This window comes from Kitasatospora sp. NBC_01560 (assembly GCF_045208415.1).
In the GTDB taxonomy this organism is placed as follows: Bacteria; Actinomycetota; Actinomycetes; order Streptomycetales; family Streptomycetaceae; genus Kitasatospora.
On the sequence record NZ_CP109364.1, the window covers coordinates 8,906,605 to 8,932,942 of the forward strand.

Genomic DNA, 26,338 nt, shown 5'->3' on the forward strand with positions numbered 1-26,338 from the left:
GTGCGCCGCGATGACGATAGTTCAGACGGTGCGGGCCACGCGAGGGTCGGCCGCGAACGGCCGACGGCCGACGGCCGACTGGACCACCTCGGCTGGTGGCCCCGCGGCCGCCCCCGAACGATGGGCGCCATGAACCGCACCGACCGACCCCGCGTCCGGGCCGCCGCCCTGCTCACCGGCCTCGCCCTGCTCGCGCCCGCCGCCAGCGCGCACGCCGACGTCACCACCGTCTCCGTCACCACCGAACGCACCGCTTGGGACCGTGACGAACCCGGCCTCGCCCCCGCCGAGGTCGATGCGGCGGACTTCGGTGTCCGCTTCTCCACCCCGCTCGACGGCCAGGTCTTCGCCCAGCCGCTGGTCATCGGCCGGACGGTGGTCGTGGCCACCGAGACCAACCACGTCTACGGCATCGACGCCAGGACCGGCAGGATCACCTGGCAGCGCGCGATGGGCGCCCCCTGGGCCTCCGCCGCGATCGGCTGCTCCGACCCCGGCCCCAACGTCGGCACCACCGCCACGCCCGTGTACGACCCGGCCACCGGCACCGTGTACCTCACCAGCAAGGTCGACGACGGCCCCGACGACAAGCACCCGCACTACTACGTGCACGCCGTCGACGCCGGGACGGGCGCCGAGCGCAGCGGCTGGCCGGTCACCGTCCAGGGGGACCCGGTCAACGCTCCCGGAAAGCCGTTCAACGCCTACCGCTCGCTCCAGCGCCCCGGGCTGCTGCTGCTCGACGGGCGCATCTACTTCGGCTTCGGCTCGCTCTGCGGCATCGGCGACTACATCGGCACGCTGGCCGGCCTGGACACCCGCACCCGCAAGCTCACCCTCTGGTCCACCGTCGCCGGCTCCGACACCCAGCGCGCCTCGATCTGGATGGCCGGCAGCGGCCTCCTCTCGGACGGCCCCGGCCGGATCATCCTCACCACCGCCAACGGCCAGGGCGCCGGGGCCTCACCCGCCAAAGGGCCCGGCAGCAAACCGCCCGGCGGCCTCGGCGAGTCGGTGATCCGCCTCGCCGTCGACGAGGACGGCGGCCTCACCCCGAAGGACTTCTTCAGCCCCACCAACAACGCCACCCTCGACAAGAAGGACACCGACCTCGGCTCCGGCGGCCCGGTCGCCCTCCCGGCGGAGCTGTTCGGCACCCCGGCCCACCCCCGGCTGCTGGTGCAGGTCGGCAAGGACGGCCGGATCTTCCTGCTCGACCGCGACGACCTCGGCGGCATGGGGCAGGGCCCCGGCGGCACCGACAAGGCGCTCGGCATCACCGGCCCGTACGGCGGCGTCTGGGGCCATCCGGCCGTCTGGGGCGGCGACGGCGGCTACGTCTACACCGTCGAGAACTACGGCAGACTGCGAGCCCTCAAGTACTCCGTCGGCGCGACCGGCCTCCCGCAGCTGACCGACGCCGGGACGAGCGCCGAGGACTTCCTGAAGATGTCCGGCTCACCCGTCGTCACCTCCGACGGCACCCGCAGCGGCTCCGCCCTGGTCTGGGTGATCTGGTCCGGCACCGGCCAGTACGGCGAGGGCGGCGAACTGCGGGCCTACGACCCGGTGCCGGTGAGCGGCACGCTCAGGCTGCGCCGTTCCTTCCCGCTCGGCACGGTCAGCAAGTTCTCCGTACCGGCGACGGACAAGGGCCGGATCTACGTCGGCACCAAGGACCACCACCTCGTCGCCCTCGGCCGTCCGTCGGCGTTCGCCTGAGGCTTCGGACCGGAGGCGTGACAGCGGTCCGGCCCCGGCCTCACGTCCCCGGGTCGATGGTCATCACGGCCGCCACCATCACCAGCAGCCCGGCGGCCGGCAGCAGGGCGATCAGGCGCCGCTGCGGCCGGAGCAGGTACGCCGCCGGCCACTGCAGCACGATCAGGAACGGAACGGCGGCCAGCGCGTGGTCGGCGAGGGCCAGGTGCGCATACGTCGACGTGCAGTCGCCGGGCCGGTAGCAGGGGTCGAGGCCCATCTCCGCGAGCCCCCGCAGGGCACGGAAGAGCGGCAGGCAGAGCAGGGTGAGCAGCGTCGAGATCATCGGCGCACGCCACCAGTTCGGGTGCGGCCGGACGGCGGTTTCGGTCATGCGACGATCATGGCCGCCCGCCCGCCGCGCCCGGCAGCGGACAGGTACTCAGGTCACGGTGCGCGAAGTACTCAGCTGTGCTGCTCCGCGGCCGAGGCCGGTCGCAGGGCAGGGGTACGGCCGGACGCCCGGGGCGGAGCGTGGCCCGCGGCGGCCTCAACGGCCCCGGGTCACCACGAAGTCCGGCAGGGCGAGCAGGAACTCCCGCGCCTCGGCGGCCTCGTCACCGGCCTCCCCGGCGAGCGGCGGAGCGGCGGCCATGATCCGGGCGATCTCCTGATCGGCGGCGGCGACCAGCCCCGCGGCCGCCTCCTGGGCGCTCCGGATGCAGTCGTAGGCCGTCATCCGGTCGAGCAGCCAGCAGACGTCCGCCGCCGCGTCGGGGCCCCGCTGTGCCCGGGTGCCGCGCAGGTACCGCTCGGCGCGGGCCCGTTCGGCCGGGGTGCAGCGCTCCAGCAGGTGGATCAGGATCAGGGTGCGCTTGCCCTCCCAGAGATCCCCGGCGATCTCCTTGCCGTAGTCCGCCAGGGTGCCGACCAGGTTGAGCACGTCGTCCTGGATCTGGAACGCCGCGCCCAGGTACCAGCCGAACCGGTCCAGCCGGGCGGCGTCGGCCCCCGGGCCCTCGGCGACCATCAGGCCGGTACGGCACGGGTAGAGGAACGTGTACCAGGACGTCTTCTTGAGGCACATCCGGTAGTAGTCGGCGGGGGCCAGCGCGCAGGCGTGGTCGCGGATCCAGGCGATCTCCATCGCCTGGCCCTCCAGCGACTGGCGGCACATCAGCTCGGTCTCCTCGAACAGCCGCCAGGCCAACTCGCCCCCCAGCTCCCGGCGGTTGGCCATCAGCCGCCGCAGGCCGAGCAGGTTGGTGGCGTTGCCGACGTTCAGCGCCACCTCCACGCCGTACGCGGCCGAGAGCGTCGGCGCGCCGCGGCGCAGCTCGCTGCCGTCCTGGATGTCGTCGTGGATCAGGAACGCGTTGTGGAACAACTCGACCGTCACCGCCGGGTTGAGCGCCCGCTCCGGCCGGCCGCCGAACGCGGCGCAGGTGGCCAGGCAGAGCGCGCCCCGCAGGCCCTTGGACGGCCGGACGGGGTAGTCGGAGGCCAGCTCGTACAGGTACGGCGGGCTCTGCCCGGGGATGTGCCGCAGCAGTTCGGTGACGGTCCGCTCCCGGTAGCGGGCCAGCACCCGGTCGATCAGGGCCTCCCCACCGGCCAGTGCCGGGGCGGGGGTTGTCACCCGTGCGCCCCGTCCTGGGGCCGGGCGGGCTGCTGGGGGCCGAAGGCGCTGCGCATCGACCGGTTGGCGAGCGCCGGGGCGAGGCTGCTCAGGTTCAGCAGCAGGTCGAGGATGTCGTGCGCGTTGGCGGCGATCCGCTGGGCGTGTTCGGCCGTCTCGCCGCCGGTGCCGCCGAGCACACGGGCGCTGACGGCGTCGATCAGCTCGTGGGTGTTCTCCGAGACGCGGTGGACGAGGCGGTCGAACTCCTCCTGGTCGACGCGGTGTTCGGCGGTGAGCCGGTCACCGGCCGTCTTCGCGTCGGCGAGCCCGGCCGACAGCTCGCGCTCCAGCACGGCGGCGGCCTCCATCACCGCCTGCGAGCCCTGCTCGCCCAACTCGCTGAACCGACCGGCGTCGGGCATGGCTCTGACCTCCTGGATCGCGCCCCGGGAGGGCCGGGGCAGCCGGGCCGGCGGCCGGGCCGAGCGCCGCCTCGATCGCCGATCGTACCCGTTCGGCTGCGGAGCGTGTCCGATGCCCGCCGGGGCGCCGCGCCGCAATCGCACGCCGGCGCCGACCGGCCCGGCGGGCGCCTGCCACGTCGGCGCGTCGCAGGCCACCGGGCATCCGGCTACTGGTAGTAGTTGCGTGGCTGCGCTGCGGCTCCGGTCGGGGGCCGGGCGGCCGACTCACAGGTGTGCGCCGCTGCCGCCGAGCTGCTCGCCGCGGTGCCGGGTGCTGGACAAGGAGCGGTCATGGGTGGCAGACAGCGCCCGCCGAGAGCACGGAGCCCTCGGCCGGGCAAGCGATCCGGTGCGGCGGACGCCCGGGCGGAGACGCGGGTGGACGCCCGGGCGGAGATCGCCCGACTGGAGGGCTACCTCGCCTGGGAGGCCGAGGTGTCGGCGGCCGAGCGGGACGCCAGGGCGTTCGCCGGGCAGTTCCGCTGGCTCTCGCCCGCGGAGCGGGACGATCTCGAACGCGCTTACGCCGCGGACCGGTTGCGCTACGCCGAGGACGTCGTCGACCGGGCGGTCGAGCGGTGCCGGCAACTGGCCGCCCGCTACCGCAGCGAGTGCCGGCGGATCTGTGCCCGCTGGGCGGCCGTCTGCCTGTCGGTGACGCTCGCGGCGGCGCTGCTCGCCGTGGTGCCGGCGGCCCTGCGCAGCTGACCCGGCCGCCGCCCGGGACCGGCACGGGACGCAGGCACGGCAGGGGCCCGCCGCACCGGGATGGTGCGGCGGGCCCCTGCCGTACGAACGTCCGCGGCTCAGTGGTGGCCGTGGCCGCTGGTGATCTCCTCGTGCTCCTCGGTCGTGGGCTTGGCGATCTGGCTGCCCTCGCCGTAGAACCCGCGGGACAGCTTGGCCCGCGTGCGGGTGAGCAGCCCGGCCTTGCGGGCCACGCCGTTCTCGTCCGTCTCGGCCGGCAGCACGACCGGCTGCGGCTGCTCGTGCGAGGTGAGCGTGTAGAGCCGGTCCTGCGGCAGCGGAGCGTGCACCTCGACGAACTCGCCGTGCTGGAGCCGGTTGATGACACCGGTCTCCCGCCCGTGCAGCACCTTCTCCTTGTCGCGGCGCTGGAGGCCCAGGCACCACCGCTTGGTGATCACGAAGATCACCACGGGCACGACGAAGAAGCCGATCCGGACGGCGTTGGTGATCGCGTTGATCGACAGCCCGAAGTGCGTGGCGAGCAGGTCGTTGCCACCGCCGGCGAGCAGCAGCAGGTAGAGGCTGACCCAGGCCGCGCCGTACGCGGTGCGGACCGGGGCGTTGCGCGGGCGGTCGGCCATGTGGTGCTCGCCCCGGTCGCCCGTGATCCAGGCCTCGATGAACGGGTAGAACCAGATCGCCACCAGGACCATCGGGAAGATCATCAGCGGGATGAAGACGCCCAGGTTGAGGGTGTGCCCCCAGAGGCCGATCTCCCAGCCCGGCATGATCCGGATCAGGCCCTCGGAGAAGCCCATGTACCAGTCCGGCTGGGCGTCGGTGGACACCTGGTCCGGCCGGTACGGGCCGTACGCCCAGATCGGGTTGACGGTGGCGATCGCCGCCATCGCGCTGATGACGCCGAAGACCAGGAAGAAGAACCCGCCGGCCTTCGCCATGTAGACCGGCATCAGCGGCATGCCGACGACGTTCTTCTCGGTCCGGCCGGGCCCCGCGAACTGGGTGTGCTTGTGGTAGAAGACCAGGATCAGGTGGGCCACCAGCAGGCCCAGCATGATCCCGGGGATCAGCAGGATGTGCACGGTGAACAGTCGCGGCACGATCACCACGCCCGGGAACTGCCCGCCGAAGATGAACATCTGCAGGTACGTGCCGACCAGCGGCACGGCCAGCACGGCACCCTCCATGAACCGGATGCCGGTGCCGGAGAGCAGGTCGTCGGGCAGCGAGTAGCCCATGAACCCGTCGAACATGCCGAGGAAGAGCAGCAGCGCCCCGAAGATCCAGTTGATCTCGCGGGGCTTGCGGAACGCGCCGGTGAAGAAGACGCGCATCATGTGCACCAGCATGGCGGCGACGAACACGATCGCCGCCCAGTGGTGGATCTGCCGGATCAGCAGGCCGCCGCGGATGTCGAAGCTGATGTCGATCGTCGAGGCGTACGCCTGGGACATCTGGACACCCCGGAGCGGGATGTACGACCCCTCGTAGATCACCTCGCCCATGGACGGGATGAAGAAGAGGGTCAGCCAGACGCCGGTGATGATGATGATGACGAAGGTGTACAGGCAGATCTCGCCCAGCATGAAGGACCAGTGGTCCGGGAAGATCTTGCGCAGGTTGGCCCTGGACAGGGTGTAGATGCCGAGCCGGCCGTCCGTCCAGTCGGCGAGGGCCTCGGCCTTGTTGGCGGGCGCGGCCCGCGTGCTGGTGACCGGTCCCGGGCGCGACTGCTGGTCGGCACTCACGACGGGCTCCCCGGCGTCCGCTGCGTACCGACCGGGTAGCCCGCCTGCGGAGCTGCCGGCCGGCGGATTGATGTGATCATGGGACCTCTCGATACGGGACCGCCGGGGATCCCCGGCGCGCGGATCCGCCGATCCGCCGGTCCCGTTGCTCAAAGTGATGGAGCGCTTACCCTGCCATGCTGTCGGCAGCGGGCCGCCTGTGCACGTTCATCCGGCCGTCCGGCCGCTCGTGTCGGGCGTCCGGGGGTTCTTCACGCCGTTCGGCCGCCGGTGGGCCCGGCGTGGTACGCCCGGGTGCTGTTGGTGGGCCGCCGAACCGTTTCGGCGCGCGCCGTGCACGGGGCGGGCGCGCCCCCGGGCCTACGCTGCGCCAATGGTGGATCACCGGGAACTCTTCGAGGACGTGACCGCGACCCTGGCCCACGCCGGGTTCGACATCGGACGGGGGCCGTCGGGCCTGCGGATCGGCCACCGGCCGCAGGGCGTGGTGGTCGGCTGGACGCCGGCCGACCACGCCGGACCGGGTGGCGACGACGACGGCGGCCCGCCCGGCGAGGGCGTCCGGGCGGCGGTGAGCGGGGCGGTCGCCGTGGTGCTGCGGGAGTCCGGCTACCGGGTCGCCGAGACCGGGGCGGACGGGGTGCTGGTCATCGCCGGGCCGCTGCCCGCGGTGGCGGAGGCCGTGTCGCCGGCCCCGGCACCGGCCGGGGCGGGGGAGGAGCCGGTGGGCGTCCCCGAGCAGTGGTGGGGCTGAGCAGGGGCGGGGCCGAGGTGCGGCGGGGCTGAGCAGGGGCGGGGCCGAGGTGCGGGCTGCCGGTGGTGCGGGCCGGACCGCCCCGGTCACCGCCGTGGTGACCGGGGCCGGTGCGGATCAGTTCGCGCGGTCCTGCAGGTCGGCCATGGCGACCGCGGCCCGGATGTACTTGTTGCGCCCGAGGTCGCCGATGGTCTTGATCCTCAGCGCCTCCAGGGCGGTGCCGTGGGCATCCGTGAGCCCCGCGAGCGCGGCGATCGGAGAGCCGAGGACCTCCTGCAGCGAGAGGTTCTCGTAGGCCTTGTCGAGGATCTTGTCGAGGTCGGCGGTGACGGTCATGGTGCGTCCTTTCCGGAGCAGCAGGGGTAGCGGGTGTACTGCCTCAAGCCAACGCACATCCCACCGACTTCGCCCACCGGTCGGCCCCGGTACTCGGCAGCGCGGGTGAAATCCGTCGCCCGGGGGCGGGCGCCGCCGCCGGCCGGCCGCCCCCGGCTCCCGGCACGGCCACGGGTGGAGCCGGTGCTCCGGGATTTCACCCGACCGGGTGTACCCGTCCCCGACCCGTCCTAAGGTGGAGGGACACGGCAGAAGCGGGCGCAGGAAGTCGGTCCGATGAAGGGTCGTACGCCGAAGCACGGGGCCCGGGTGGTCGAGCCCGGCGGCCTCACCGTCTCCAGCCGTGCCTGGGCCGGCGGCACCGTCGTCGCCCTGCGCGGCGAACTGGACCTCGACACCGTCGACCCCGTCCGCGCCGCGCTCGACGAGGCCCTGGCCACCAGGGACACCACCGTCGTGATCGACTGCGGGGAGCTGGAGTTCTGCGACTCCACCGGGCTGAACGTGATGCTGCACGCCCGGGCCCTCGCCGACGCCGGCGGCAGCCGCGTCGAGATCGCCCGGCCCCGCCCGTTGCTCCTGCGGATGCTCGACATCACCGCCGCCACCGACGCGTTCCGGATCCGCGACGACGTGCCGCAGTGACGGCGCACGCCCGTCGCGGGTTGGTGCGCGGGTGGTCCGTGCCGGTTCAGGCCGGTTCGGGCCGGTTCAGTAGGGTCCGTTCCGGTCCGGGCGGGGGCTGACCGCTTCGTCGGGCGGCGGGGGTGTCACCGCCCGGCCGTGCCCGCCGTCTCCGCGGGGCCGGTCGTACCGGCCGTCTCCGTCGCGTCCGCGGTGCCGGCCGGGAGGCCCGCGGACGTGCGCAGCAGCGCGAGGAAGGCGACGGCGGCGGGCGGCGCGGACCGGCCCCGCAGGGTCGCCGTCCGCACCAGGCGGACGGGCGTGTCCTCGGGGTGGAGGGTGACCAGCACGACGTCGGACGGCGCGGCGCGGGCCGCGAGGGACGGGATGAGCGTGACGCCGAGCCCGGCGGCGACCAGGCCCAGCTTGGCCGTCCACCCGGCCACCACGTACTCCACGCGCGGGCGGAAGCCACTGCGGACGCAGGCGGCGAGCAGGGTGGATTCGGGCTGCCGGCTGGCCGCGATCCAGTCCTCCTCGGCGAGGTCGGCCAGGCGCAGCCGGCTGCGGGTGGCCAGCGGGTGGTCCCGCGGGAGCGCCACCAGAACCGGGTCGTCGACCAGCGGCCGGAGGTCGAAGGCCTCGGTGTCGTAGGTGTGTTCGGGGTAGCCGGCGATCACGGCGAGGTCGATCTCCTCGTCCTTCAGCCGGTCGAGCAGCGCCGCCGAGAGGCCCTCGGTGAGCGAGATCGCGACCAGCGGGTGCGCCGCGCGGAAGGCCGCCAGCGCACCGGGAACCAGGGCGGCGTTGGCGCTGTCGAAGGCGCCGACCCGCAGCCGGCCCCGGCTCAGCTCGGTCAGCGCCGCCAGCTCCCGCCGGGTGCCGTCGAGCCGGTCGAGCAGCGCCTCGGCGTGCGGCAGCAGGGCCCGCCCGTGCTCGGTCAGCCGGACGCCGCGTGCCATCCGGTCGAACAACGCGGAGCCGAACTCGGCCTCCAGGGTGGAGATCTGACGGGAGATCGCCGACTGGGTGAAGCCCAGCCGCTCCCCGGCGGCGGTGAACGACCCCAGTCGGGCGGCGGTGCGGAAGACCTCGAGCCAAGCCATGTCCATTCAGCATGGCTATCATGCGAGACATTCGCTTGTCGCCTGGATCGGCGCTCCTTAGCGTGGGGGCATGGAGAAGATCGCATTTCTGGGACTCGGCCGGATGGGTCTGCCGATGGCCCGTCGACTCGCCGCCACCGAGCGTCCGTTGACGGTGTGGAACCGCACCCCCGGCCGGGCGACCGGCCTCGACGTGGCAGCCTCCCCGGCCGAGGCGGTCCGGGGGGCCGGCATCCTGGTCACCGTGCTGGCCGACCCGGCGGCCGTGGACGCGGTGGCCGGACAGGTTGTGGACGCGCTCGCCCCCGGCACCCTCTGGATCGACATGTCGTCCATCGGCCCCGACGCCACCGCGGCCCTGCGTGACCGACTGCCGGACGGCGTCGAGCTGGTGGACGCGCCGGTGCTGGGCAGCGTCGGCCCGGCCGCCACCGGCGGGCTGACGGTGCTGGCCGGCGGGCGCGCCGAGGCCCTCGACCGGGCCCGGCCCGTGCTCGACACCTTCGGCCGGGTGGTGCAGTGCGGCGGCCCCGGTTCGGGCGCCGCCCTCAAGCTCGTCGTGATCAGCGCGGTCGTCGGGGGAGTCGCACTGATCGGCGAGGCCCTGGCACTCGCGGACTCCCTCGGCCTGCCGGAGGAGCTCGCCCTCGGCGCCCTGGCCGGCGGGCCGCTCGGCGGTGCGGTGGACCGCGCGCGCAGCCAGGACGCCGACTTCCCCGTCCGGCTGGCGGCGAAGGACCTCGGCCTGGCCGGCGGCGGCCGCGTGCTCACCGCCGTCCGCGACCTGCTGCTCGCGCACCCCGACCTCGCCGAGCAGGACCTCGCCCGGCTGGTGGACGCGATCAGGCGGTAGCCGCAGCCGCAGCCGTGGGGCCCGGCGGGGCTCCGGCGGGGCTCCGGCGGGGCTCCGGCGTCCGGCGTCGGCGCGGGTGAGGTCAGCCGGCCCACCGGGTGATCGCGAACCCCGCTCCGGCGCGGTGCACTTCGGCGGCACCGGCGCCGCCGAAGTGCGCCGGGATCACCAACTCGTGCTTCTCCGAAGCCCGTCCGAGAATGCGGAGACGGCTCGCGGCGGCCTCGACGGGGTCCTCGCAGAAGCAGCTGTTGCAGGTGGGGTACGACAGTTGGACCGGACTGTGCATCAGATCGCCGACGAAAACGGCACGTTCACCGTGCGAGGCGAGCCGCAGGACGGAGGAGCCGGGAGTGTGCCCCGGGGCCGCCTCCAGGGTGAGGGCGTCGTCGATCCGGTACTCGTCCTCCCAGAGCACGGCCTGCCCGGCCTGCTGGACGGGGAGCACACTGTCGGCGAACATCAGCCGCCACTCGTCGAGTTGGGTCTGCGGCACGTCTCCCGCGGGGGTGGGGGCGGTCGCTCCGGCGAGCGCGGCGAGCTTCGCGTGGTCGGCGGCCGGCATCAGATAGGCGGCGTTCGGGAAGGCCGGCACCCAGGCGCCGTCCCGGTCCACGGTGTTCCAGCCGACGTGGTCGGCGTGCAGATGGGTGTTGACGACGGTGTCGACCTCCTCCGGCGCCACGCCCGCCGCCGCGAGCAGGGCGAGGAGGTCGCCCTCCCGCCGGTGGAACTGCGGGGTGTTGGGGCGTTCCCGACCGCTGCCGACGCCCGTGTCGACCACGACCGTCCGGCCGCCGTGGCGCACCACCCAGGTCTGCAGTGCCGCGCGGCAGGTGTCGGCCGACGGGTCCCAGTGGTCGGGGGCGAGCCAGGGCTCGTTCTCCTTCCAGTGCTCCGCCGCCACCCCGGGGACCAGCACGCCGGCGGGGGCGAACGGCCCCTGCCACTCGACGACCCTGATGATCTCGGCGTCGCCGAGCACGATCCGCTCCATGGTGCTTCCTCCCGATCCGGCCGCTCCCGGCCCCTGCGGGGGCTCTCTCGCCCCCTGTCGATCAGCCTAGGAAGCCGTAGTGAGCGACTCAATGCCGGTTCGGCTCATCCGGATACGTGAACTGCTCACTCCTGCGCCGCTCGGGCTATGCTCGCCGGATGGACGTGGTGAGCGACGCGATCGCGGCCGTGCGGATCGGGCGGCCGACCACCAACCGGCTGCGGGTGGCCGGCAGCTGGTGCACCCGGATCCCCGGCTATGCCGGGGCGGGCTTCCATGTCGTGCTGGAGGGCGGCTGCTGGCTGCTGCCGGACGGCGGCCCGCCGCTGAGCCTGGGCGCGGGGGACGCGGTGCTGCTGCCGCACGGCACGGGACACGTGCTCGCGAGCGCGCCGCTGGAGCGGGCCGAGGCGGCGCGGGCGGTGTCGATCGACCTCCTGCTCGGCCCGGGGCGGCCGGTGCCGACCGCGTCGCGGCCCGTCGTCACGGCGGCGGATGCTCCGGCCGTCGGCGGTGCGGCTGCGGCTGCGGGTGGGCCGCGGGCGGGCGGCGCAGCTGTGGACGGCGGGGCTGCGGGTGGGCCGGTGGCCGAACTGCTCTGCGGGAAGTACCGGGTGGAGCACACCCGCACGCACCCGCTGATGCGCGAACTCCCGGACGTCGTCCACCTGCCGAACCGGGTCGGCGAGCACCCCGAACTGCGGTCGGCGGTCGACCTGTTGGGCCGGGAGCTGGCCGCCGACCGGGCCGGTGCGGCGCTGGCCGTGCCCAGCCTGGTGGACCTGCTCCTGGTCTACCTCGTCCGGGCCTGGCTGAGCCGGGAGCCGGACGCCGCGCCGGGGCCCGGTCCGGGCGGCGGGCGCTGGCCCGCAGCCCTGAACGACCCGGTGGTGGCCGCGGCGCTGCGGGCCGTGCACGAGGACCCGGCCGGGGCGTGGAACGCGGACCTGCTGGCCGCCCGGGCCGGCGTCTCGCGGGCCACCCTGGCCCGGCGGTTCACCGCGCTCGTCGGCCGGCCGCCGATGGCCTACCTCACCTGGTGGCGGATGACCCGCGCCGCGACCCTGCTCCAGGAGACCGACGACCCGCTGGAGGCGATCGCCCGCCGGGTCGGTTACAGCACGCCCTACGCGCTGTCGCACGCGTTCAGCCGGCTGTTCGGCACCACCCCGGGCCGCTACCGCGCGGCGCGCGCCGAGCCGGTCGAGGGCTCCCCCGCCGGGTGAGGTGCAGACGCCGGACGAGGTGCCGGCGCCCCGGAGTGGGCCGTCCGTCCGGCCCGTGGCGTATGGAGCGTGGCCCGTGGCGCGTGGTGCGCACGGGTCGGCTGTGCAACGAGTGAACTCCGGTGCGGGCCGTTCGTTCCACCACTGATCAAAGTCTTGAACACAAGGCTCTCTTTGCCCTGCTCTTGTCAAGAAAATGTGACTATGACGGGTGGGATTGATGGTCGACCGCCACGCTTCGGCCATGGCAGGTCCGTACCAGGTGGAGGGGTTGAATCGCGACCATTCGTCCCTTCTGTCATGTCCTGTCGGGTTGGCTCTCGGAGTTTCCTCCAGGTTTCAACGAGGGGTAGGCGTTCACGAAGATAACGAATAGCCGACGACTCGCCGCGTCTTGGATTTACTTATTGACGTCATGCGAGACGGCCGGGTTAACTCCTCCCACCCCGCCGCAGCGCTGCGGCACCGTCAGGGAGGCACCCCCCACCATGAACGCAACGATGCGTCGCGTCGTCATCGGCACCGCCGCGGTCTCGATGGCCCTGTCCATGGCCGCCTGTGGCAAGGCCGGCGGCGACAAGAAGGACAGCGCGAGCTCCGGCGACACCAAGTCCATCGGCCTGCTGCTCCCGGAGAACGCCTCCTCGACTCGCTACGAGTCCTTCGACCGGCCGTTCATCGAGGCCAAGGTCTCGGCGCTCTGCCCGGACTGCAAGGTGCAGTACAGCAACGCCGAAGGCAGCGCCGCGAAGCAGAAGCAGCAGTTCGACACGCTGATCACCCAGGGTGTGAAGGTGATCATCCTGGACGCCTTCGACGCCAAGTCCACCCAGTCCTGGGTGAAGGAGGCCGCCGACAAGGGTGTGAAGGTCATCGCCTACGACCGGCTGGCCACCGGCCCGGTCTCCTCCTACGTGTCGTTCGACAACGAGAAGGTCGGCGAGCTCCAGGGCCAGGCCCTGATCGAGGCGCTCGGCGCCAAGGCGGCCGACGCCAACATCGTGATGATCAACGGCGACGAGGCGGACCCGAACGCCGCCAAGTTCAAGTCCGGCGCGCACAAGGCGCTCGACGGCAAGGTCAAGAAGGTCGTCTACGAGCAGTCCGGTGAGTGGAAGCCCACCGTCGCCGGCCAGAAGATCGGCGCCGCTATCACCCAGTTCGGCAAGGACGGCTTCCAGGCCGTCTACTCCGCCAACGACGGCATGGCCGGCGCGATCATCACCCAGCTGAAGTCGTCCGGCATCAACGTCCCGGTCGGCGGCCAGGACGCCGGTCTCGACGCCGTGCAGCGCATCGTCGCCGGCGACCAGGCCTACACCATCTACAAGGCCTACAAGCCGCTCGCCGACAGCGCCGCCGAGCTGGCCGTCGACCTGCTGCAGGGCAAGGACATCAAGGCCGTCGCGCCGTCGACCATCGACAGCGACACCGACAAGGGCATCCCGGCCAAGCTGCTGGACCCGAAGGTCGTCACCAAGGCCAACATCACCGACACCGTCATCGCCGACGGCCTCTACAAGGCCGCCGACATCTGCGCCGGCGACTACGCCGCGGCCTGCACCGCAGCCGGCATCAAGTAACGCGCCCGCCGGGCCCGGTGGCCACGGCGCTCCCCGCCCCACCCGGGGAGCGCCGGCCCCGCGCCCGCACACCCGACCCCACCCCACGCCACGCACTACCCCGCAGGAGATGGTTCACGTGACAGGCGCACCCGTACTGGCGCTGCGCGAGGTCTCCAAGCGCTTCGGCGCCGTCCAGGCACTCACCGACGTCGACCTCGACGTCCACGCCGGCGAAGTCGTCGCGCTCGTCGGCGACAACGGCGCCGGCAAGTCGACCCTGGTCAAGACGATCGCCGGCGTCCACCCGATCGACGAGGGCGAGATCTCCTGGGAGGGCCGCGCCGTGCGCATCGGCCGCCCGCAGGACGCCCAGGCGCTCGGCGTCGCCACCGTCTACCAGGACCTCGCGCTCTGCGACAACCTCGACGTCGTCGCCAACCTCTTCCTCGGCCGTGAGCTCCGCCGCTTCGGCACGCTGGACGAGGTCGCCATGGAACGGCGCGCCAAGGAACTGCTGGACACCCTCTCGATCCGGATCCCCAGCGTGCGGATCCCGATCGCCGCACTCTCCGGCGGCCAGCGCCAGGTCGTGGCCATCGCCCGCGCCCTGGTCGGCGACCCCAAGATCGTGATCCTGGACGAGCCCACCGCCGCACTCGGCGTCGAGCAGACCGCGCAGGTGCTCGACCTGGTCGAGCGGCTCCGTGAACGCGGCCTCGGAGTGATCCTGATCAGCCACAACATGGCGGACGTCAAGGCGGTCGCCGACACCGTCGCCGTCCTGCGCCTGGGCCGCAACAACGGGGTCTTCCCGGTCGCCGGCACCTCGCACGAGGAGATCATCTCCGCCATCACCGGCGCCACCGACAACGCCGTCACCCGGCGCCAGGCACGCATCGCGGAGGAAGCGAAGTGAGTACCAGCCAGTCCACCCCCACCCAGGCCGCGGAAACCCCCGCCACGCCGGCGACCGACCCCCGGCTGCTGGTCCGCCAGGGCGGCGTCGCCGGCTACCTGGAGGAGTTCAGCCGCAAGATCAAGAGCGGTGACCTCGGCTCGCTGCCGGTCGTCATCGGCCTGATCCTGATCGCGGTCATCTTCCAGAGCGTCACCGGCCACTTCCTCCAGGCCGACAACCTGACCAACATCACCAAGTGGATCGCGGGTCCCGGCCTGATCGCGGTCGGTGTGGTCTTCGTCCTGCTGCTCGGCGAGATCGACCTCTCGCTCGGCTCCGTCGCCGGCGTCTGCGCCGCGATCACCTCCGTGCTGGCCGTCCGGCAGGGGCTGAACGAGGGCCTGGCCATCCTGCTCGCGATCGGCGCGGCCGTGGCCATCGGAGCCCTGCACGGCTTCTTCTTCGCCAAGATCGGCGTGCCCGCCTTCGTCGTCACCCTCGCCGGCATGCTCGCCTGGAGCGGCCTGCAGGACTACGTGCTCGGCAAGCTCGGCACCATCAACAACATCAACGACGGCGTCGTCGCCAACCTCGACACCTACTTCATCGGTGACGGCGACATCCTGTACGCCTGGCTGCTCGCCGTGCTCGCCATCGCCGTCTTCCTGGCCGGCCAGCTGCTCGACGCCCGCCGCCGCGCGGCCGCCGGCCTGCCGGCCCGGACCACCGGCGAGATCGCCCTGCGCACCGGTGCCATGTCGGTGCTCGCCCTGGTCGGCGCCTACACCCTCAACCAGGACCGCGGCCTGCCGCTGCCCCTGGTGATCCTGCTCGGCGTCGTCGTGCTGACCGACTTCGTCCTGCGCCGCACCTCCTACGGCCGGCAGATCTTCGCGGTCGGCGGTGGCATCGAGGCCGCCCGCCGGTCCGGCATCAACGTCGCCCGGGTGCGCATCACGGTCTTCATGATCTCGGCCGGCCTGGCCGGCCTGGGCGGCCTGTTCATCGCCTCGCAGCAGGGGTCGGCGGACAAGGCGCTGGGCGGTGGCAACGTCCTGATGAGTGCCATCGCGGCCGCGGTCATCGGCGGCACCAGCCTCTTCGGCGGGCGCGGCAAGACCTGGTCCGCCCTTCTCGGCATCCTGGTGATCCAGTCGATCACCACGGGCCTGGACATGGTCCACGCGGCGCAGGCCATCCAGTACATGATCACCGGCGCGGTGCTGCTCGCCGCCGTCGTGCTCGACTCGGTCTCGCGCCGCACCCAGAAGTCCTCGGGTCGCGGCTGACCCGCACCGCTTCCGCGACCGGCCCGGTACCCACCCCCACGGGTACCGGGCCTTGTGCTGTCCGGGGCCGGAGCGCTCGCCGGGGGCGGGGGCGGGGGCCGATGTGGGTGCGGGGGCGGGGGCCGGTGTGCCCGTCCGCGCCGGTGTGTTCCCGGTCACGAACGGGCACCGGGCACCCGGCGCGGGACGTTCGTCCCTCCCGGGCGGACGGCCCGGCCGCGCACCCTGGAGAGCGGGCCCGCCGGTCCGAGGAGGCCGGCGGCGCCAACCCGAGCCAGTGAGGAAGTACGCCGTCCATGTCTGCCGAGACGATCGCGCACCGTTTGGTCGACGCCTTCTTCACCCACTGCCACGAGTGCGACGAGCCGCAGGACCCGGACTGCCACCCGCGCGCCCACTGGCGGCTCTACCTCGACCTCGACCCGCAGACCGTGGCACGGATCCGGCGGTGGGCGCTGGACCCGGCCGCCAAGGCCGGCAACGAGATGGAACGCGCCGTCCTGCTGCACTGGCTCGACACCCAGGAGGCCTGACCGGCTGCCGCCCCGCGGGGCTCACCCGGCGGGCGCGGGGTGCGGGGCGTCCGGTGCACCGCCGTCCTCCCCCGAGCCCGCCGGCTGCGCGGCCCGGACGGCCGCCACGTGGGGGTCCGTCCGCACGTCGTACCGCCAGAGGGCCGGCAGTGCGGCGGCGAGCACGCCGGTGGATCCCAGGCAGAGCAGCCCGCCACTGCGGAGCGCGGCGCGGATCCCGTAGCGGGCGGCGAGGCCCCCGGCCCGCAGATCGCCGAGCGCCGGGCCCGCGGAGCCGATCAGCAACTCCACCCCGGCCGTGCGGCCACGGAGCCCGTCCGGGACGGACCGGTACGGCCGGGGCGGGTGTCCGGGGCGGTCGGGCGCCGTTCGGCTTCAGGCCTGTGGGCGCGCGGAGTCCAGTGCCTCGCGCAGTCGGCCGCCCGAGGCCGCGAGCAGCCGGTCGGCCGCCGGCGCATCCACCTCGGCCAGGATGACCAGGATCGCGTCCTTCGCCCGTCCTCCTGTGGCGGCCAGGGCGTCCCGGACGGTGTCGGGGTCGGCGCCGGTGGCCTGCACGACGATCCGGTGGGCCCGGTCGCGGAGCTTCTCGTTGCCCGCTCGGACGTCGACCATCAGATTTCCGTACGTTCTGCCGAGCCGGACCATGACGGCCGTCGAGAGCAGGTTCAGCACCAGCTTCTGCGCCGTCCCCGCCTTGAGCCGGGTCGAGCCCGCCACCACCTCGGGGCCGGTCTCCACCTCGATACCGAGCTCGGCGGCGGCCACCAGGGCGGAGCCCCGGGTGCAGGCCAGCCCCACCGTCAGCGCCCCGGCGGCCCGGGCCTGCCGGACGGCGGCCACCGTGTACGGGGTGCGGCCGGAGGCCGAGATCCCCATCACGGTGTCTTGCGGCGTGAGCACGAGCGCCGCCAGGTCCGTGGCGGCGAGCTCGGGCCGGTCCTCCGCGCCCTCGACGGCGCCGGCCAGGGCGGCCGGCCCGCCGGCGATCAGGCCCACCACCTGGCCGGGCGCGGTGCCGAAGGTCGGCGGGCACTCCCCGGCGTCCAGCACTCCGAGCCGCCCTGCCGTGCCGGCGCCGACATGGACCAGCCGACCGCCTCGGCCCATTCGTGCCGCGACCGCGTCGACGACCGCCGCGATCTCCCGCAGCCGGCCGGCCACCGCCTCGGCGACGGTGCGGTCCTCGGCGTTCATCAACCGCAGCAGGTCGAGCGTCGGCAGCAGGTCGAGCTCGGCCCACTCCGGGCGTACGGCCTCCGTCGCCGCTCCGGCCGGGGCGGTGTTCGGGGTGGTGTTCGGGGCGGGCGGCGCCGGTGCGCCTCCGGCGGGGTCCCTGCTCGGCGCGGGCGCCGGGTCGTTCTCCATGACCGCTACCTCCCCGTGCGCGGACGGCGTCAACCAGGGTCGGCGTCCGGGACGGCGGTAGGGGGCCGGTGCTCGGCTTCGAGCCCGGGGCCGGCCGGGTGGTGCTGATGGCGGACCCGGAGCTCGTCCGACTGTGTGCCGGGTGAGGCTGTTGGGCCCGACCGCCGTCGTCGTCAGGCCATCCAGAAGAAGACCGCCGTCATCCGCCGCTCCTCCAGGGTGATGCCGGAGTAGGCGGTGGCACTGTGGATCAGGTTGGCGTGGTAGAGCAGCAGTCGGTTGTACCGGTTGGGGACGCGGACGTCCTCGGTGAACGAGTCGCCGGGGACGTGTCGGGTGCCGAGCGCCTCGACCAGGTTGTTGTGGGGCGCGTTGACCAGGTTGCCGCCGAGCCGGCCGCCGGGGAACTGCTGACGGTAGAAGCTGGTGCCGGCGTCCTTGGGCGCGCCGGGGGAGAGGTAGAGCACTGCGGCGTACCGGCACAGCGCCCGTGAGTCGGTGTGCGGCCGGGACTCCGACTCGCCGGCGCCGACCACCTGCACGCAGTTGTGGTTGAGGGTGCCGCCGCCGGGCGTGCTCTGCACCCAGAGCCGGGACGCGCCGGTCGCCTTGCGGACCAGGGACTCCACCCGGGCCAGCTCGTTCGGCTCCAGACCGGGCATGGTCCGCAGCCCGGGCCAGGCCTCGGGCCGGTACGGGTAGCCCTCGGTCCAGTCGCCGCGGGCCAGGACGCGTTCCCTGACGGCGTCGGGGTCGGGCAGGACGTTGTCCAGGAGCCAGTAGTCCCGGCCGGGCGTGGGTTTGCGGTACGGCAGGACGGGGAGGACCGTCCGCCCGGTGGGCTGAGGGGGCATGCGCCGACCATAGGCGCGGAGGTCACCAACGTTCTGCCGTGAGCAGGTCAACCTTTCGTCAACTGCCCGCATGGCCTTCCCCGCTGTTCGGACCCGGTCTGTTCGGGTGGTGCTGGTCGTGGTCGTGGTCGCGGTTGTTGGCCGGCTGTGGGGATGTCCGGGTCAGGGTGGGGCCGCGTCAGGGCGAGTCCGGGTCATGGTGAGGGGCGGACGGCGTACCCGCCGAGGGCGCTCTCCAACTGGTCGAAGGCCCGGACGGCGGCCGGGCGGATCGCCCGGGCCGTCGTCGCGTGGTCCTCGCCGGCCAGCCCGCGGCGGAACACGTCGGTGAACAGCGTCCGGTGGATCGCGGCGAGCAGGCCGGCCGCGAGCCGGGCGGTGAGGTCTGCGGGCGGGGAGTCGGTGGCCTCGGCGAGCGCCGCACCGAGCGCGTCCTCGCTCTGCTCGTGGATCTCGCGCAGGCGTGCGACCAGCGCGGGGCTGTCGGTGACGGTCCGGGCGAAGTCGGCCCCGGCGAATCCGAGGGAGGGGTCGTGCCGGTCCAGGGCCGCCAGGCACTCCCGGCGCAGCGCGGCCAGCGCCGACTCGCCGGGGGAGCGGTCGGTGACCGTGCGGGCCAGGCCGGCGACGAGCTCCGCGTGCAGGTCGAGGACGAGGTCCTCCTTCCGCGGGAAGTGGTTGGTGACGGTCATCTTCGCCACGCCGGCGGCGGTCGCCACCTCGGCGATCGTGGTCCGGTCGAAGCCCTGCTCGATGAACAGCCGGGTCGCGGCGTGCGAGATCGCCTGGCGGGTGCGCCGCTTGTTGAGCTCGCGCAGGTTCGGGGTGCCGTCGGTCATGGAGGAGAGCCTAGCGCAGATTCGTTGGGTCCGACACAGAAATTGTGCTTGACCTAGTGAGTGTGTCGGACCTAAGTTCTTCCTCGGCGGGCGCGCATCCGGTCCGCCCCGACCGTCATCGGTCCCAGCCGGCCAGACCGGCCAGACGGGCTGTCACCGGCCACCCGGCTTCCCAATAGAAGGAGTACCCGTGTTCACCAAGCCCCCAGGCCTTCGCCTGCTCACCGTCCACGCCCACCCCGACGACGAGTCGAGCAAGGGCGCCGCCACGCTCGCCCGGTACGCCACCGAGGGGGTGGAGGTGATGGTCGCGACCTGTACCGGCGGCGAGCGCGGCTCCGTACTCAACCCGGCACTGGACCGCCCCGAGGTCCGGGCCGACCTGGCCAGGATCCGGCGCGAGGAGATGGCGGCCGCCCGCGAGATCCTCGGGGTCGGCCAGAGCTTCCTCGGCTTCACCGACTCCGGCCTGCCCGGCCCCGACGAGCCGCTGCCGGAGGGCTGCTTCGCGCTCCGGCCGGTCGAGGACGCCGCGGCGCCGTTGGTCGCCCTGATCCGCGACTTCCGCCCGCAGGTCGTCATCACCTACGACGAGACGGGCGGCTACCCGCACCCCGACCACGTGATGACCCACCGGGTGACGGTCGAGGCCTTCGAAGCGGCCGGCGACCCCGGGCGTTACCCGGAGTCGGGCGAGCCCTGGCAGCCGGCCAAGCTCTACTACCACCTCGCCCTGTCCCGGCTCTGGTTCCAGACCCTGCACGACGCGATGACGGCCCGGGGCGTCGGCTCGGCGATGGGCGAGCTGCTCGCCGGCTGGCCCGAAACCCCTCCCGCCCTCGCCACCACCACGCGGATCGCCTGCGCCGACCAGTTCCCCGTACGGGACGCCGCGCTGCTCGCCCACGCCACCCAGATCGAGCCCGGCGCCGGGTTCATGGCCCACTCGCGGGACGTCGAGCGCGAGGTCTGGCCGACCGAGGACTACCACCTGGCGCGCAGCCTCGTCCGGGCGGCGCTCCCCGAGACGGACCTGTTCGCCGGTCTCAGGCCCGGGGAGGCCGCTGGATGAGCCACGTCAGCCTTACGGGTGCGGGCCCGGGTGCGGGCCCGGGTGCGGGTCCCGTTCCGGCCCGGCGGGCGTCAGCACTGTCCGTCGGCGAGTACGAAGTACCCGGGGCCGGTCTGCTGCAGGGTGTGGGTGGTGAAGGTGTTCCAGAGGCCCATGGCCTGCCCGGAGCCGAGGGCGTAGGTGAGTCCGCCGCTCTGCGTCGCGCGCCCCGCCTTCACCTGGTTGTAGTTGCTGTCCGTGAAGCACTGCTGCGCGCCGCCTGTCGTGCGCGCCGCCACTGTCGCCGACCGGGCTCCCTCGGCCCCCGTCGCGTCGACGGCGGCCACGCCGTAGCCGTACGACGTTCCGGAGCGCAGCCCGGTGTCGGTGTACGCGGCGGCGGCCGGAGTCGCCACCCGGACGCCGTCCCGGTAGACGGCGTAGGAGGCGGCGCCGGTGACGGCCTGCCAGGTGAGGGCGACCGCGTCCGGCCCGGTGCCGGCCGCGGTGACACCGGCGGGCGCGGGCAGCCCGGGGGTGGACGGTCCGCCACCGCCGTCCAGGCCCCAGAACTGTGCGGTGTAGTAGCTGGAGCAGATCGTGTCGAGGAAGTAGGCGCCGGTGGCCCCGCACTGGTCGGCACCCGCGCCCGGGCCGACCGCGAGCCCATGGCCCATCCCGGCGACCGAGTAGAGCGCCACGGCCGCCCGGCCGCCGGCGTCGTTGTAGACGGACTGGGTGGTGCCGCCCGGCAGGCTCCGGGTGGCGGACGCGCTCTGGCCGATGCCCCACACGTCCGTCCACTGGTCGCGCAGCTCCGTCGCGTTCACCGGCTTCACCGTGGTGTCGGCCGTGCCCTGCCAGATTGCCACCCGCGGCCGGGGACCGGTGTAACCCGGGTACGCCCGGCGGACCTTGTCGCCCCACTGAGCGGGGGTGAGCCGCTGGTCGTTGTTCTGGCAGCCCGAGGCGGCGCTCTGGGAGGTGGCGCAGTGCGCGGGCAGGCCGGAGTCGACGGAACCGCCCGCGAACACATCCGGGTAGTCGGCCAGCAGGTCGGCCGCCATCCCGCCGCCCGCCGAGAGGCCGGTGACGAAGACCCGTTGGCTGTCCGAGCCGTAGAGCGACCGGGCCTTCGTCACCATCTCGACGACCGACTCGGCCTCGCCCGAACCCCGGCCGTCCTTGGTGGCGTCGAACCAACTGAAGCAGGAGAGGCTGTTGTTGGCGGAGCCGGTCTGCGGGAACACGACCGCGAACCCGTACAGGTCGGCGTACTTGGTCCAGCCGGAGTTGCGGTAGTAGTCGGTGGCGGTCTGCACACAGCCGTGCAGCGCGACCACCAGCGGCGCACCGGTCGGCAGCCCTGCGGGGACGTAGGCGTACATGGCCAGGTTGCCCGGGTTGGCACCGAAACCGGTGACCTGCTGGAACGTCCCGCCCGCTGCGGCATCGGCATTGGTCGTGCCAGAGGCGGTGGCAGAGGCGGGGGCGGAAGAGGTGGTGACGCTCGCCGGGCGGGTGGAGGCCGCCGAGGCGGGTGCGGCGGTGGCCGTGAGCAGACCCGCCGCCAGCACCGCCGCAGCCGCGGTGCGCGCGAACCGCCTACCGCGGCCGAAGCCCCCGCGGTGACGGCGCCGGGTGGCAACCGGTACCACGGAGGCCGGGAGCGACGCTGAGGACGAGGACGAGGGCGTGCGGGAGGACGGTGGCGGAGGGAGGTGCGGACCGGCGGCAGACAGCGCAGTCATGAGGACTCCGGAGTGGGGGAGGAGTACGGAGGACTGCCGTGCAGCGTGGCGCGTCCCGCCGGCGGGAGACATGTGACGGTCACCCGGCCTCCGACTCCCCGTCATGGCCCGCACCGCCATGGCCACCCCGGCTGCCTCGTGATCACCGCGCCCCGTGATCACCGTGCGGCCGCGGTCGTCCTGCGGCCGGAGTGCTCCCGCACCGCGGTCGTCCCCCAGCCGCGGTCGTCCTGCGGCCGGGATCAGAGTGCGGCGAGCAGTCCGCACAGGGCGAGAAGGCCGCAGATGCCGAAGTTGACCAGCTTGTGGGAGAGGAAGACCGCGGCGAACTCGCGGATGGTCGCGCTCGGCCAGTAGTACGCGGCCGTCGGGGAGCCGAAGACCTGCCCGTTGACGCCGGTCCTGCGGGCCATCAGTGCGGCGCGGAAGGCGTGGAAGTTGTTGGTGACGATCACGCAGCGGTAGTCCGGCTTGGCCTGCTCCATGATCACCCTGCTGAACTGCAGGTTCTCCTCGGTGGTCCGGGAGCGGTCCTCGCGTTCGATCTGCTCGGCCGGGAATCCGCGCTCGACGAGGTAGTCGGCCATCGCGTGGGACTCGGGCAGCTTCTCGTCGGGGCCCTGGCCGCCCGAGGTGATCAGCACCGGAGGGTTGCCGCGTGCGGCCTGCTTCTCGTACACGTCCCGTCCGCGGTTGAGCCGGCTGGCGAGCAGCGGCGGCACCCGCTCGCCGCCGATCAGACCGGAGCCGAGCACCACGACGAAGTCCACGTCCCGGCGCGGCCGGTGACGACCGTAGAGGAAGGCGTAGCCGACGAAGCAGACGAACAGGAAGGAGACGTACCCGACCACCAGGACGGCGGTGCCCGCGAGGATGCCCAGCCGGTAGGAGTCCGTGATCACCGCCGCGAGCAGCAGGCCGAGCACCGCGAGGATGCCGAGCCCGGCGAGGAGGGAGAGCAGGTTGGCGGGGCGCAGGCCCTCCTTGCGGATCATCGTGAGGCCGTTGGAGATCAGGAAACCGATCAGCGCCAGCGTGCCGATCGCGGGCAGCAGGATGATCGCGGCCGCCGCCAGTTCGGCCACCAGCGTGGGCGCCTTCCGCAGTTCGGCGAGCAGCGCCAGGGCGAGCAGGGAGACGGCGATGCCGAGCAGGACGGCGTTGCTGAACCGGCGACGGTCGCGCAGGACCCCGATCCCGCACAGGACGAAGAAGAGGGCCGCTGGGGCGTAGGCGATCATGCTCGTATCGTAGGGGCCGGGTCGGAGCGGTCGGCCAGGGGCCTCGATGCGTCAGGTCGGCCGGGCTCCGTTCCTTCACTTCCCTTTCCCTCAGGGGTGGTTCGCCCACTCCTTGCCGGCATCGGCTCGGCCGGGGTAGCCCGGGTGGTGGCCCGAGTCGGCTCCGTCGGCACTGGGCGGCCGATCCGGCGCACGCCCGGCACGGCCGCGGTGCCCGCGCAGGCCAGGGCGACCAGAGCGGCGGTCACCAGCAGCGGTCCGGTGCTTCCCCAGGTCTGGGCGGCCAGGGGTGCGAGCGTGTAGCCCAGCGGGGCGGCGGCCAGCGAGAGCAGCCAGTCGTAGGAGGTGACCCGGGCCAGCACCTGGGCGGGGAACTCCTGCTGCACCACGGTTTGCCAGACCGGGTTGAGGTAGCCGAGCCCGGCCATCGCCACGGCGTAGGCGGTCACGGTGATCGGTGCCGGGGCGGTGACGGCGAGGGCGAGCAGCGGCAGCGCGTAGAGGGCGAGACCGAGGTTGGCGGCCAGCACCGGGCGGGACGGTCGCACCCGGCCGGCGATCAGCGAACCGGCGAGCAGCCCGAGCGCGCCGGCCTGCGTCATGGCGATCCAGACGCCGTCCCCGCCCAGGTGGCGGCTGGCGATCAGCGGGCCGAGGGTGATCAGCACCGTGCTGGCGCCGTTCCACACGCCGTGCGCGATCAGGCTGGTCCAGTACCAGTCCCGGGAGCGGACTTCGATCCAACCTTCGGCGAGGTCGGCGAAGAACGGACGGCGCTCGGCGGGCGAGTGCCGGACGGTCAGGCGGGCGAGCAGCGCCGCGCCGACCACGAAGGAGATCCCGTCCAGGACGAACGCCCAGCCCACCCCCGTCGTGTACACGAGCAGGCCGGCCAGGGCGGGGCCGCCGAGGCGTGCCAGGTTGCCCGCGGAGGCGAGCAGGGCGTTGGCCCGCATCCGCAGTGGTCCGTCGACGGTGGCGGCGACCAGCGGGGCGGCCGTCGGCATGGCGAAGGCGGAGGCGGTGCCGCCGATGGCCGAGGCCACGGCGAGGTGCAGCAGCCGGGGTTCGCCGCCGATCAGTTCGACCGCGACGAAGAGTTGTGCGGCGGCGCGGACCAGGTCGGTCACCATGGCGACCACGCGGGGGTGGAAGCGGTCACCGACCACGCCGCCCAGCGGGAGCAGTAACACCTTGGGCACCATCGCGCAGCCCAGTACCAGGGCGAGTGCACCCGCGGATCCGGTGGCCCGGGTGATGGCGATGACCAAGGCGGTGGGGACGACGGCATCGCCGAGGGCGGAGATGGTCCGGCCGATGAAGAGCAGCCGGAAGTTGTGGAGTCGCAGGGGGTGAGTCACGTCGGGAACTATATTTCGTTACCGAAATTTCGGCAACGAAATACCTGTGGGGTTCGTGACGGGCTCTGCGGTCGTCCGCCGCCTAGACTCTCGTCGCATGGAGCACTCCGCGCGTCGAGCCGACGAACCGCCCACCCGGCAAGACCCGGAACCGGGCCGGGGCGGCGACGCGGACCAGGTCGAGGGCGCGGGCAGCCGACCGGGCGCGCAGCCGCGCGACTGGACCGACGGTCATGTTGCGCGCTGGAGCCCCGCCCTGCCGCACCTCGACCCGGCCATCGAGGGCGCAGTCACCCGGATGTCCAAGCTCACCCGGCACCTCGGCCGGGTGCGGGAGCAGGGCGTCGCCGACTACGGGCTCCAGAAGCACGAGTTCGACACGCTCCACGAACTGGCCGGCCGCGGCGGCCGCGCCACCCCGTCCGAGCTGCGGGCCGACCTCAATCTGGCGCCCGCCTCCGTGACCGGCCGCCTCGAAGCCCTGGAGCGGCGTGGGTTCATCGTCCGCACCCCCTCCACCGAGGACCGGCGCCGGGTCGACGTCGAACTCACCGAGGCCGGCCGGGCGGCATGGCACGAGGCCCTGGACGTGGTCGGCCGGGAGGAACGCCGCCTCCTCGGCGTGCTGGCACCGGACGAACGGCAGGTCCTCTCCGACCTCCTCCGTCGCGTCCTGCTGGTGGTGGAAGGTGCCGAGCCTCCCGATGCCGCGAACGGGCCGTGCTCCGGGGCGTAGGCCCGGCCGGTGTGGCCGGTGCGGTCGGGTCGGCCGCTCCCACGCCGCCTCCAGCCGCGCTGCCGGCCGTGCCGCGTACACTCCGCGGCATGACGACGATCGACGAGCTGCGCCGCCTGGTGCCGCCACCGGCGGACCCGGTCGACACGACCGGCGACTGGCAGCAGGTCGAGGCCGCGCTCGGGCTCGGACTTCCGGCAGACTTCAAGGCGCTCGACGCGAGCTACGGCCGTGGCCTCTTCGTCGACTTCATCAGCCCGTTGACGTCCTTCGGCGCGAGGAACCTGCTGCTGGAGCACGCTCGACGACTGCTGGACGGTGAGCGGTCCTTCCGGCGCACCAATCCGGAGAAGTGCCCGCACCTCTTCTACCCGGAGCCCGGCGGTCTGCTGGAGTGGGCCGCGGTCGACAACGGCGCTCGCCTCTGCTGGCGCACCGAGGGGGAGCCGGACACCTGGACGGTCGTCGCCTGGACTCCGCGCAGCTGGTACTACGAGTCGCACGAGATGGGCGCGGTGGAGTTCCTCCACGGTCTGCTGAGCGGCCGGATCACGACCGAGGCGTTCTCACTCGAAGTCGAAGTCGAGGACGAGTACGACGGCGATGACGGCGATGACGGCGACGACAGCGAAGGCGAGGGCGAAGCCGGGGGCGCGTTGCTCCCCGTCCCGGTCTTCGAACCCGCCCGCCGCTGAGGGGCAGGAGCCG

General features: G+C 73.3%; 27 protein-coding genes. 13 read left to right on the forward strand and 14 right to left on the reverse strand.

Going from position 1 to position 26,338, the window contains the following annotated elements; translation table 11 throughout:
• Positions 1 to 129 precede the first annotated feature (129 nt).
• Positions 130 to 1,722, forward strand: coding sequence for a PQQ-binding-like beta-propeller repeat protein (locus tag OH807_RS38005; protein ID WP_406208988.1), 1,593 nt, complete (start codon positions 130 to 132; stop codon positions 1,720 to 1,722).
• Positions 1,723 to 1,762: 40 nt separating this feature from the next.
• Here OH807_RS38005 and OH807_RS38010 read toward each other — a convergent pair whose 3' ends face one another.
• The 3 genes from OH807_RS38010 to OH807_RS38020 form a co-directional block, all read right to left on the reverse strand.
• Positions 1,763 to 2,095 (reverse strand): hypothetical protein, encoded by a 333-nt coding sequence (locus tag OH807_RS38010; protein ID WP_406208991.1) that lies wholly within the window; start codon positions 2,093 to 2,095, stop codon positions 1,763 to 1,765.
• Between the two features lie 156 nt (positions 2,096 to 2,251).
• On the reverse strand, positions 2,252 to 3,340 hold the full coding sequence (locus tag OH807_RS38015; RefSeq protein WP_406208993.1) for a polyprenyl synthetase family protein: 1,089 nt from the start codon (positions 3,338 to 3,340) through the stop codon (positions 2,252 to 2,254).
• Entirely contained in the window at positions 3,337 to 3,744 is a 408-nt protein-coding gene (locus tag OH807_RS38020; protein ID WP_406208996.1) for a hypothetical protein, read from the reverse strand. The genes OH807_RS38015 and OH807_RS38020 overlap by 4 nt, the downstream gene beginning before the upstream one ends.
• Positions 3,745 to 4,164: 420 nt before the next feature.
• Between OH807_RS38020 and OH807_RS38025 the strand changes: the two genes are divergently transcribed.
• Entirely contained in the window at positions 4,165 to 4,494 is a 330-nt protein-coding gene (locus OH807_RS38025; protein WP_406208999.1) for a cytochrome C oxidase subunit I, read from the forward strand.
• A 98-nt stretch (positions 4,495 to 4,592) separates the two neighbouring features.
• Here the strand turns inward: OH807_RS38025 and OH807_RS38030 are convergent, their stop codons facing one another.
• Positions 4,593 to 6,245: a cytochrome bc complex cytochrome b subunit gene (locus tag OH807_RS38030; RefSeq protein ID WP_406209002.1), complete on the reverse strand. Its 1,653-nt coding sequence runs from the start codon at positions 6,243 to 6,245 to the stop codon at positions 4,593 to 4,595.
• Between the two features lie 373 nt (positions 6,246 to 6,618).
• Between OH807_RS38030 and OH807_RS38035 the strand changes: the two genes are divergently transcribed.
• The gene (locus OH807_RS38035; RefSeq protein WP_406209005.1) at positions 6,619 to 6,999 is read left to right on the forward strand and encodes a hypothetical protein; all 381 of its coding nucleotides are present in this window, start codon (positions 6,619 to 6,621) and stop codon (positions 6,997 to 6,999) included.
• Positions 7,000 to 7,116: 117 nt separating this feature from the next.
• Here the strand turns inward: OH807_RS38035 and OH807_RS38040 are convergent, their stop codons facing one another.
• Positions 7,117 to 7,338: a hypothetical protein gene (locus OH807_RS38040; RefSeq protein WP_406209008.1), complete on the reverse strand. Its 222-nt coding sequence runs from the start codon at positions 7,336 to 7,338 to the stop codon at positions 7,117 to 7,119.
• Between the two features lie 276 nt (positions 7,339 to 7,614).
• On the opposite strand from OH807_RS38040, the gene OH807_RS38045 reads away from it, so the two are divergent.
• The gene (locus OH807_RS38045) at positions 7,615 to 7,983 is read left to right on the forward strand and encodes an STAS domain-containing protein (protein ID WP_406209011.1); all 369 of its coding nucleotides are present in this window, start codon (positions 7,615 to 7,617) and stop codon (positions 7,981 to 7,983) included.
• A 125-nt stretch (positions 7,984 to 8,108) separates the two neighbouring features.
• On the opposite strand, the gene OH807_RS38050 is transcribed toward OH807_RS38045, so the two are convergent.
• Positions 8,109 to 9,068: a LysR family transcriptional regulator gene (locus OH807_RS38050; RefSeq protein ID WP_406209014.1), complete on the reverse strand. Its 960-nt coding sequence runs from the start codon at positions 9,066 to 9,068 to the stop codon at positions 8,109 to 8,111.
• Between the two features lie 70 nt (positions 9,069 to 9,138).
• Between OH807_RS38050 and OH807_RS38055 the strand changes: the two genes are divergently transcribed.
• Positions 9,139 to 9,921 carry an NAD(P)-dependent oxidoreductase gene (locus OH807_RS38055; protein ID WP_406209017.1) on the forward strand — a complete coding sequence of 261 codons (783 nt, stop codon included), beginning with the start codon at positions 9,139 to 9,141 and terminating at the stop codon, positions 9,919 to 9,921.
• 82 nt (positions 9,922 to 10,003) lie between these two features.
• On the opposite strand, the gene OH807_RS38060 is transcribed toward OH807_RS38055, so the two are convergent.
• The gene (locus OH807_RS38060; RefSeq protein WP_406209020.1) at positions 10,004 to 10,918 is read right to left on the reverse strand and encodes an MBL fold metallo-hydrolase; all 915 of its coding nucleotides are present in this window, start codon (positions 10,916 to 10,918) and stop codon (positions 10,004 to 10,006) included.
• A gap of 158 nt (positions 10,919 to 11,076) precedes the next feature.
• Here OH807_RS38060 and OH807_RS38065 point away from each other — a divergent pair, with 158 nt between their 5' ends.
• The 5 genes from OH807_RS38065 to OH807_RS38085 all read left to right on the forward strand — a co-directional run bounded on the left by OH807_RS38065 (position 11,077) and on the right by OH807_RS38085 (position 16,429).
• Positions 11,077 to 12,144 (forward strand): AraC family transcriptional regulator, encoded by a 1,068-nt coding sequence (locus OH807_RS38065; protein ID WP_406209022.1) that lies wholly within the window; start codon positions 11,077 to 11,079, stop codon positions 12,142 to 12,144.
• Between the two features lie 488 nt (positions 12,145 to 12,632).
• Positions 12,633 to 13,727, forward strand: coding sequence for a sugar ABC transporter substrate-binding protein (locus OH807_RS38070; protein ID WP_406209025.1), 1,095 nt, complete (start codon positions 12,633 to 12,635; stop codon positions 13,725 to 13,727).
• Positions 13,728 to 13,836: 109 nt separating this feature from the next.
• Complete coding sequence (locus OH807_RS38075; RefSeq protein ID WP_406209028.1) at positions 13,837 to 14,625, forward strand: ATP-binding cassette domain-containing protein; 789 nt, start codon at positions 13,837 to 13,839, stop codon at positions 14,623 to 14,625.
• Positions 14,622 to 15,896 (forward strand): sugar ABC transporter permease, encoded by a 1,275-nt coding sequence (locus OH807_RS38080; RefSeq protein WP_406209030.1) that lies wholly within the window; start codon positions 14,622 to 14,624, stop codon positions 15,894 to 15,896. Before OH807_RS38075 ends, OH807_RS38080 begins: the two co-directional genes overlap by 4 nt.
• A gap of 296 nt (positions 15,897 to 16,192) precedes the next feature.
• A complete protein-coding gene (locus OH807_RS38085) occupies positions 16,193 to 16,429 on the forward strand; it encodes a hypothetical protein (protein ID WP_406209033.1) in 237 nt (78 codons plus the stop codon).
• A 21-nt stretch (positions 16,430 to 16,450) separates the two neighbouring features.
• On the opposite strand, the gene OH807_RS38090 is transcribed toward OH807_RS38085, so the two are convergent.
• From OH807_RS38090 to OH807_RS38105, 4 genes are all read right to left on the reverse strand, one after another.
• On the reverse strand, positions 16,451 to 16,720 hold the full coding sequence (locus OH807_RS38090) for a hypothetical protein (RefSeq protein WP_406209036.1): 270 nt from the start codon (positions 16,718 to 16,720) through the stop codon (positions 16,451 to 16,453).
• Positions 16,721 to 16,804: 84 nt separating this feature from the next.
• Entirely contained in the window at positions 16,805 to 17,797 is a 993-nt protein-coding gene (gene murQ, locus OH807_RS38095; protein ID WP_406209038.1) for an N-acetylmuramic acid 6-phosphate etherase, read from the reverse strand.
• A 173-nt stretch (positions 17,798 to 17,970) separates the two neighbouring features.
• Positions 17,971 to 18,651 (reverse strand): DUF6445 family protein, encoded by a 681-nt coding sequence (locus tag OH807_RS38100; RefSeq protein WP_406209041.1) that lies wholly within the window; start codon positions 18,649 to 18,651, stop codon positions 17,971 to 17,973.
• Between the two features lie 194 nt (positions 18,652 to 18,845).
• Entirely contained in the window at positions 18,846 to 19,490 is a 645-nt protein-coding gene (locus OH807_RS38105; RefSeq protein ID WP_406209044.1) for a TetR/AcrR family transcriptional regulator, read from the reverse strand.
• Between the two features lie 190 nt (positions 19,491 to 19,680).
• Here OH807_RS38105 and mca point away from each other — a divergent pair, with 190 nt between their 5' ends.
• Complete coding sequence (mca, locus tag OH807_RS38110; RefSeq protein WP_406209047.1) at positions 19,681 to 20,562, forward strand: mycothiol conjugate amidase Mca; 882 nt, start codon at positions 19,681 to 19,683, stop codon at positions 20,560 to 20,562.
• A 71-nt stretch (positions 20,563 to 20,633) separates the two neighbouring features.
• Here mca and OH807_RS38115 read toward each other — a convergent pair whose 3' ends face one another.
• The 3 genes from OH807_RS38115 to OH807_RS38125 all read right to left on the reverse strand — a co-directional run bounded on the left by OH807_RS38115 (position 20,634) and on the right by OH807_RS38125 (position 24,894).
• On the reverse strand, positions 20,634 to 22,118 hold the full coding sequence (locus OH807_RS38115) for a PHB depolymerase family esterase (RefSeq protein ID WP_406209049.1): 1,485 nt from the start codon (positions 22,116 to 22,118) through the stop codon (positions 20,634 to 20,636).
• 416 nt (positions 22,119 to 22,534) lie between these two features.
• Positions 22,535 to 23,533, reverse strand: a complete 999-nt coding sequence (locus OH807_RS38120) for a YdcF family protein (RefSeq protein ID WP_406209052.1) — start codon at positions 23,531 to 23,533, stop codon at positions 22,535 to 22,537.
• Positions 23,530 to 24,894, reverse strand: coding sequence for an MFS transporter (locus OH807_RS38125; protein WP_406209054.1), 1,365 nt, complete (start codon positions 24,892 to 24,894; stop codon positions 23,530 to 23,532). The genes OH807_RS38120 and OH807_RS38125 overlap by 4 nt, the downstream gene beginning before the upstream one ends.
• Positions 24,895 to 24,991: 97 nt before the next feature.
• On the opposite strand from OH807_RS38125, the gene OH807_RS38130 reads away from it, so the two are divergent.
• Positions 24,992 to 25,630, forward strand: coding sequence for a MarR family winged helix-turn-helix transcriptional regulator (locus tag OH807_RS38130; RefSeq protein WP_406209057.1), 639 nt, complete (start codon positions 24,992 to 24,994; stop codon positions 25,628 to 25,630).
• Between the two features lie 89 nt (positions 25,631 to 25,719).
• Entirely contained in the window at positions 25,720 to 26,325 is a 606-nt protein-coding gene (locus OH807_RS38135; protein ID WP_406209060.1) for an SMI1/KNR4 family protein, read from the forward strand.
• Positions 26,326 to 26,338 lie beyond the last annotated feature (13 nt).

Excerpts from the sequence above, each read along its gene's own strand:
- OH807_RS38035 (WP_406209005.1), top strand. The coding sequence starts at position 6,619 with ATGGTGGATCACCGGGAACTCTTCGAGGACGTGACCGCGACCCTGGCC.
- OH807_RS38120 (WP_406209052.1), bottom strand. The coding sequence starts at position 23,533 with ATGATCGCCTACGCCCCAGCGGCCCTCTTCTTCGTCCTGTGCGGGATC.
- OH807_RS38070 (WP_406209025.1), top strand. The coding sequence starts at position 12,633 with ATGAACGCAACGATGCGTCGCGTCGTCATCGGCACCGCCGCGGTCTCG.
- OH807_RS38045 (WP_406209011.1), top strand. The coding sequence starts at position 7,615 with ATGAAGGGTCGTACGCCGAAGCACGGGGCCCGGGTGGTCGAGCCCGGC.
- murQ (WP_406209038.1), bottom strand. The coding sequence starts at position 17,797 with ATGGAGAACGACCCGGCGCCCGCGCCGAGCAGGGACCCCGCCGGAGGC.
- OH807_RS38050 (WP_406209014.1), bottom strand. The coding sequence starts at position 9,068 with ATGGCTTGGCTCGAGGTCTTCCGCACCGCCGCCCGACTGGGGTCGTTC.
- OH807_RS38005 (WP_406208988.1), top strand. The coding sequence starts at position 130 with ATGAACCGCACCGACCGACCCCGCGTCCGGGCCGCCGCCCTGCTCACC.
- OH807_RS38105 (WP_406209044.1), bottom strand. The coding sequence starts at position 19,490 with ATGACCGACGGCACCCCGAACCTGCGCGAGCTCAACAAGCGGCGCACC.
- OH807_RS38130 (WP_406209057.1), top strand. The coding sequence starts at position 24,992 with ATGGAGCACTCCGCGCGTCGAGCCGACGAACCGCCCACCCGGCAAGAC.
- OH807_RS38040 (WP_406209008.1), bottom strand. The coding sequence starts at position 7,338 with ATGACCGTCACCGCCGACCTCGACAAGATCCTCGACAAGGCCTACGAG.
- OH807_RS38085 (WP_406209033.1), top strand. The coding sequence starts at position 16,193 with ATGTCTGCCGAGACGATCGCGCACCGTTTGGTCGACGCCTTCTTCACC.
- OH807_RS38075 (WP_406209028.1), top strand. The coding sequence starts at position 13,837 with ATGGTTCACGTGACAGGCGCACCCGTACTGGCGCTGCGCGAGGTCTCC.
- OH807_RS38060 (WP_406209020.1), bottom strand. The coding sequence starts at position 10,918 with ATGGAGCGGATCGTGCTCGGCGACGCCGAGATCATCAGGGTCGTCGAG.
- OH807_RS38020 (WP_406208996.1), bottom strand. The coding sequence starts at position 3,744 with ATGCCCGACGCCGGTCGGTTCAGCGAGTTGGGCGAGCAGGGCTCGCAG.
- OH807_RS38065 (WP_406209022.1), top strand. The coding sequence starts at position 11,077 with ATGGACGTGGTGAGCGACGCGATCGCGGCCGTGCGGATCGGGCGGCCG.
- OH807_RS38010 (WP_406208991.1), bottom strand. The coding sequence starts at position 2,095 with ATGACCGAAACCGCCGTCCGGCCGCACCCGAACTGGTGGCGTGCGCCG.
- OH807_RS38100 (WP_406209041.1), bottom strand. The coding sequence starts at position 18,651 with ATGCCCCCTCAGCCCACCGGGCGGACGGTCCTCCCCGTCCTGCCGTAC.
- OH807_RS38135 (WP_406209060.1), top strand. The coding sequence starts at position 25,720 with ATGACGACGATCGACGAGCTGCGCCGCCTGGTGCCGCCACCGGCGGAC.
- OH807_RS38055 (WP_406209017.1), top strand. The coding sequence starts at position 9,139 with ATGGAGAAGATCGCATTTCTGGGACTCGGCCGGATGGGTCTGCCGATG.